Source organism: Acinetobacter seifertii, from assembly GCF_000368065.1.
Taxonomy (GTDB): Bacteria; Pseudomonadota; Gammaproteobacteria; order Pseudomonadales; family Moraxellaceae; genus Acinetobacter; species Acinetobacter seifertii.
On record NZ_KB851209.1, the window covers coordinates 1 to 5,689 of the forward strand.

Below are 5,689 nucleotides of genomic sequence, written 5' to 3' on the forward strand. Positions count from 1 at the left end.
AAAAATATATTGAGTTGGCAGGTGGGGAGAATAATGCATTAAAAAATGCGCGGGATGCCTATGCTCAAGCTGACTATAGATGGGCTGCCGAGATTTTAAAACATATTGTGTTGAATAACCCTCAAAACCAACAAGCAAAAGACTTATTGGCAAATACGTATCGTCAATTGGGCTATGCTGCTGAGGCTTCAACTTGGCGTAATTTCTTTTTGGTGGGTGCTCAAGAGCTACAAAATAATGTACCCCTACAAAATACATCTGATCCGAGTGATTTATTGATTCACACGCCAACTGAAAGATTTCTTGAAGCCATGGCGACAAATTTAGATGTGGAAAATTTAAAAAATGAAAACCAGTGTATCAATCTGGTTTTGTCGGATACCCAAGAGAATTTTTCATTATGGGTTGAAAACTCAATCATGCAGTTTAAGCGTCATGATGACAGTAAAGATTTGGCATCGGATTGCCCAACATTAACCGTAACCAAGCCCTTATATCTAAAAATGATTACAGGTCAAATAAAAGGGGTAAAAGTCCTGCTTTCTAACGAAAGTAAAGTCAAAGGCAATCCATTGGAAATTGGAAAATTCTTTGCAATGTTTAAACGTCCAGACTCAACTTTTCCAATTGTCACTCGACCAAATGATTAGGATGAAATGACTGGGCTTAAAGAACCCTACCAAATTAAAGTCTCCGCTTTTATGTGCACACATTAGTGCACATAAATACAAAATTAGTTTAATTATTTCAATAATTTACAATCAATAAAAAAGCCTAACTTGTCTAAGTCGGGCTTTTTTATTGATTCTTCACGTTTCACGCCTAATATTTAATCATTGTTCCATATTTTTGATTAGCAACAGTCGGAATCGAGCATAAACCCTACATGCCAAAATTCATGCCCCGATCTCGCTTAGGTTGGGGCTGCTCCATTTCCTTTTTCCGTTCCTTCATTTGGACGATATTCGCTTCAATAGTTCGGACGTTTCGAGCAAATTCTGCTGAGCTTTGGCTACTTGTGACGAGACTGACCGTTGTGTGGTTGAGATTTTCTCCAGTACGTCCTCGTAATTCGTTGTAATTTGGCTCATCTCCCTGACTTTGCCATTGATCTGCTCGGTATAGGTCGCTGTATTTTTTTCCAATTCGTGAAATTGTGTCTGTATTGTCGATAATGACTTTTGTGTTTGCACTAAGTCTGTCTGTACGCTCTCCATTGCCTTTGATTGTGCTGATAAGGCTTGGATAATTTTCTTTTGCATCACGTCTAAACTCTGCTGTTGCTGCTGCAACTGAGTTTGTTGTTGCTGTAATTGCTGCTGTTGTTCTTCGATGATTTTCAATAACTGTGTTTCTAATTCGGTCATCACTTAATACCCCATCGGCACCATGAAGTTGTTCTGCCAATCCCCTGCGTCCTTGTTGATCTGAATACATAGACGTTGGGCTTTGCTGTTTTGCTGTCTGCATGTGCTGAACGTCAAACTGCCCCCCGATCGGTTCAGGTGATCCACTCGCATTTGTTTCTCGTTGATGGTCATATTGAGTGTCCGTATCTCGTTGTACTTGCTTTTGCCCATAAAACCGAGCGCAATAATGAGAATAATTAAAATAGCAGCTCCCAAAATCATTGCCATATTCAAAGTGGTAAGCTGTTTCAGTAGGCTTTTGTTCTGAACTTGCTGTTCTTTTGTCTGTATCTGCTCGTTCATTTGCTTTAAACGGCTCAATTTGGACTGTAGCAAGGCTTGGTACTGGTCGAGCTGCTTCTCGATCTGCTGTGAGCTGTTCTGTAGGTTCTGCGCTAATTTCTCGTCTGACTGCTGGATAGCGGTCGCTGTGATATTGGCTCTTGTGCTCAAGCTGTCTTTGATAATCTGTGACGTTTGCTCGATACCGCTCAGAAGTTGTTCCTCGGTACGTTGCAATTCGCTGTTGTACTTCTTGTCGATATTCGCCAGTAGCGCTAAAGCCTTGCTCATAAACCTCTCCACTTAAACGGATAGGACGTGTTGCGCCCTCGTATGGATTTTCGATTGATATTGATTTTTGGGTTTGTCGGGTGACTTTGATTTCATTCGATTCAAGCCATTCAACCAATTTTTGCCGATCGGCAACTTTGCCATCGACTACAGCTTGGTAAATCCTTTGGTGTAACTGATCTTTAAAATCCTTCACATCCTTGGGTAAGTTCTTCTTATTGATTAAAAGCTGCTGATTGTTCGGATCATCGGGATCATATAGTTGATGTTCTGCATTGGTAATCTGCTTAAACAGATCCACTCGATCTAAATCCACTGGCGCATAAAATGGCTGTAGCCGTTTGCCTGTCGAAAGCTCAACGTTTGGAATCACAAAATTCAGCTCAAGCCGTGTCTCTCCAGTATCTTGATTCACCTTATCTTGGTGCTGTACCCATAAAATTTGGTACTGATCTTTATCGAGACCAGGGAAAAGGCATTCCTCAAAATTTTGCATGATCTGCTGTTTATCCTGGTCAGATAAAGCATGCTCGTAAAAGGATAAACAACCACTGGTATATTTCTTGGCAAAAGGACTGCTATCAATCAGTTGAGCGGTCAAGTCAACATCACCACTTAAAACCTGTGCATGTTCTCGCTCTCTATCTTCACCAAGCAAATAATCTAGACAACCTTTAGATAATCCTGAACCATGTCTAAAAAAATCAACGATCATCTGGTCGTAACTCCCGAAGTTGTTGATCTATGGAAATCAACAAATGAAGTAACTTCACTTTGTCAAAAGTACCTGTCCCTGCAATATCCGTATTAATCGCTTTGGCAATCTGATTCACGTTATTACCTATACGACCCAATTCTAGGATTAAATTTCTCTCTGTCTTGCTATATGAAGATTCAACAATCTTTGTTGATTTAATTTTTTCAGCATCATCTGCTTTGGAATTATAAATCTTTGTTGCTTTATCTACTGCTGACTGACGTAGCAACTTTGCGATTGAACCAAAAGGATTATTGGCATCGAGCAATTGATATTCTGATTCTGAAAGTCTGACTTTAAACGTCCGTTCCCGTACTACTTTCTGTTTAGTTACTGAATCTATTTCCACTTGAACAATCCCATTCTTGGTCTAACCGGTTTAGAGGAAAATCTTTGATTTTTCTTTAAACCGGTTTTCGGGGGTATCGGGGGTGAAGCCCCTGATCAAGGTCACAGCTTAGCACTATTAAACGAAGTGAAATAGGGGTAACTGTGTATCCTTGCTTATTTAAAAAGGGAAAGAATTATTTATACTAAAATTTAATCAAATGATACAGTATATAAACCCTAATAAGAACTGGCATAAATCTTGTAAAACAATAGCACTCAACTCTTTCTCACCACCACCACAGCCCTCGCTTTGCTCAGGCAGATGGTGAGCGTTGAGAGAGTTTCGGCAATACTCTCCCTAAGGGCTGTCATTCAAAAAATAACACATCCCCTAAGTATTGCCGATTTAACCTGATTAGGCTGACGGAGCCACGCATCGGTCGTATCCGCACCATGCTTCACATACATGGCAGACAAGGACTAAAGGTACTGCACCTCTCCCCACGCGCTCCCTGTCGAAGTATGGCGGTATCTCTGCGAGGATTTCTCCAACATGCAACTTAACCAACCTATACAACTACTCTCAACGCTCCGCTTTTGTGGGATTCCCCTGTAACGGTTCAGCTCCTGCTTCTCAGCTTTCACTATCGCTACGATGCACCAGTGACACTTATTCCCTCCACATGCACCGCATATCTTCCTTAAAAAGGATGCACAGAAGCTGATAAGGCTCGAATACTGTCTATGTATTGCTTATTGGATGAACGAGAGTCAGGTAACGAAAGACTTTTTACTGATACAATGCTTGCCATTTTTTATCAATTTGATAGAATTTGAAAAGCGGTACAAGCCGAAAGGTGAAATCATAACGGTCGTCAAACCTTATGATCTTCGTTACTTGATGCTCGAACATCAAATAACTGCGTACCACCAAATTTAAGACAAAACCCCTCTAAGTTGCAAGACTCAGAGGGGTTTTTCTTTAGGTTTTAACAAAATTTTTATTTTTCTCTCCTACTAACTCATGCCCAATAAGGACTGCGTAGTTTTAATAAAAACAGGTATATTCTTGTAAAATATTATTTTATGATTCCATCATAAAAAATGATGGCTGTTATTATAATGTTTGAATTGAAAAGCTTCTATTAATTCAACACATATCAAAAATAGTATAGACAAGGAAATCAACATTTATGGATATTTTGAAGAAGGAAAGACAATGAAAGTTAAATTTTTAACGGTTTCATTGATGTTTATTTTGCCATTTTCTGTTTTTGCAGCAAATGGACAAGTCGAAAAAGCGGTCATTGAATCAAATAATGCGTATAAAACGAAATATAATTTAGACGATATGACAGAGTTTAATTATGCGCAAAAAGGCTTTATTGCCAAGCCAACAGGTCAAATTAAAAGTGAAAAAGGCAATGTGATCTGGGATTTTGATGCGTTTAATTTTTTAAATGATCCAGCACCAAATACTGTTAATCCTGCACTATGGCGACAAGCAAAGCTCAACAATAATGTTGGTCTATTTAAAGTGACAGATCGAGTTTGGCAAATTCGTGGTTTTGATTTGGCAAATATGACCATTATTCAGGGTGATACTGGCTGGATTATTGTGGATACATTAACCTCTAAAGAAACGGCTGAAGCAGCACTTAAATTTGCTAGGCAGCATTTAGGTGAGCAAAAAATTTCAGCCATTATCTTTACCCATAGCCATATCGATCATTTTGGTGGTGCATTAGGCGTTCTTTCTACAGAAGAAATTAACGCTAGAAAAACCCCAATTATTGCGCCACAAGGCTTTATGGAAGAAGCGACCAGTGAAAATTTGATGGCAGGTTCAGCCATGATACGTCGTGCGACCTATATGTATGGAACCTTTTTACCAAAGAATGCTGAAGGATTGGTGGATACAGGTTTAGGTAAGGCTGTTGCTGTTGGGAAAATGGGAATCCTTGAGCCTACACAACTGATCACCCAAGCAGAACAGAAAATGACCATTGATGGTTTGGATTTTGTGTTTTATAACGTGCCGGGTTCAGAAGCGCCAGCAGAGTTAACCTTCTCTATCCCATCACTGAAACTTTATAATGGCGCAGAAATTCTTTCGCATACCATGCATAATCTTTATACCCTCCGCGGTGCCAAAGTCCGTGATGCCTTAAAATGGGTAGGCTATTTAGACCAAGCAATGCAGCATGCCAAAGCATCCGATGTATTGATTGCACAACATCATTGGCCTGTCTGGGGCAATGACAATATTCAAGATTTTATTAAAACCCAGCGAGATGTTTATAAGTTCACACATGATCAGACGGTGAGATATATGAACTCTGGTTTTAATGGTGCTGAAATTGCCGAGAAAATTCAGCTTCCAGCGGCACTTGATCAAAAGCTATATGCGCATGGCTATTATGGAACCTTAAAGCATAATGTAAAAGCGATATACCAATACTATATGGGATGGTTCGATGCTCATCCTTCCAATTTAGATCCATTACCGCCTAAAGCTGTTGCAAAAAAATATATTGAGTTGGCAGGTGGGGAGAATAATGCATTAAAAAATGCGCGGGATGCCTATGCTCAAGCTGACTATAGATGGGCTGCCGAGATT

Annotated in this window: 4 protein-coding genes; 2 read left to right on the forward strand and 2 right to left on the reverse strand. The window is 39.7% G+C overall.

Annotated elements, in window-relative coordinates:
- Positions 1 to 650 (forward strand): alkyl sulfatase dimerization domain-containing protein (locus F985_RS24935; protein WP_004706789.1); only part of this gene is annotated, 650 nt, incomplete at its 5' end.
- Between the two features lie 232 nt (positions 651 to 882).
- On the opposite strand, the gene F985_RS24940 is transcribed toward F985_RS24935, so the two are convergent.
- Complete coding sequence (locus F985_RS24940) at positions 883 to 2,697, reverse strand: relaxase family protein (RefSeq protein WP_004706791.1); 1,815 nt, start codon at positions 2,695 to 2,697, stop codon at positions 883 to 885.
- Positions 2,687 to 3,088, reverse strand: coding sequence for a MobC family plasmid mobilization relaxosome protein (locus F985_RS24945; protein ID WP_004706792.1), 402 nt, complete (start codon positions 3,086 to 3,088; stop codon positions 2,687 to 2,689). Before F985_RS24945 ends, F985_RS24940 begins: the two co-directional genes overlap by 11 nt.
- 1,200 nt (positions 3,089 to 4,288) lie before the next feature.
- On the opposite strand from F985_RS24945, the gene F985_RS24950 reads away from it, so the two are divergent.
- A partial coding sequence (locus F985_RS24950; protein WP_004706794.1) for an alkyl/aryl-sulfatase occupies positions 4,289 to 5,689 on the forward strand: 1,401 nt, incomplete at its 3' end.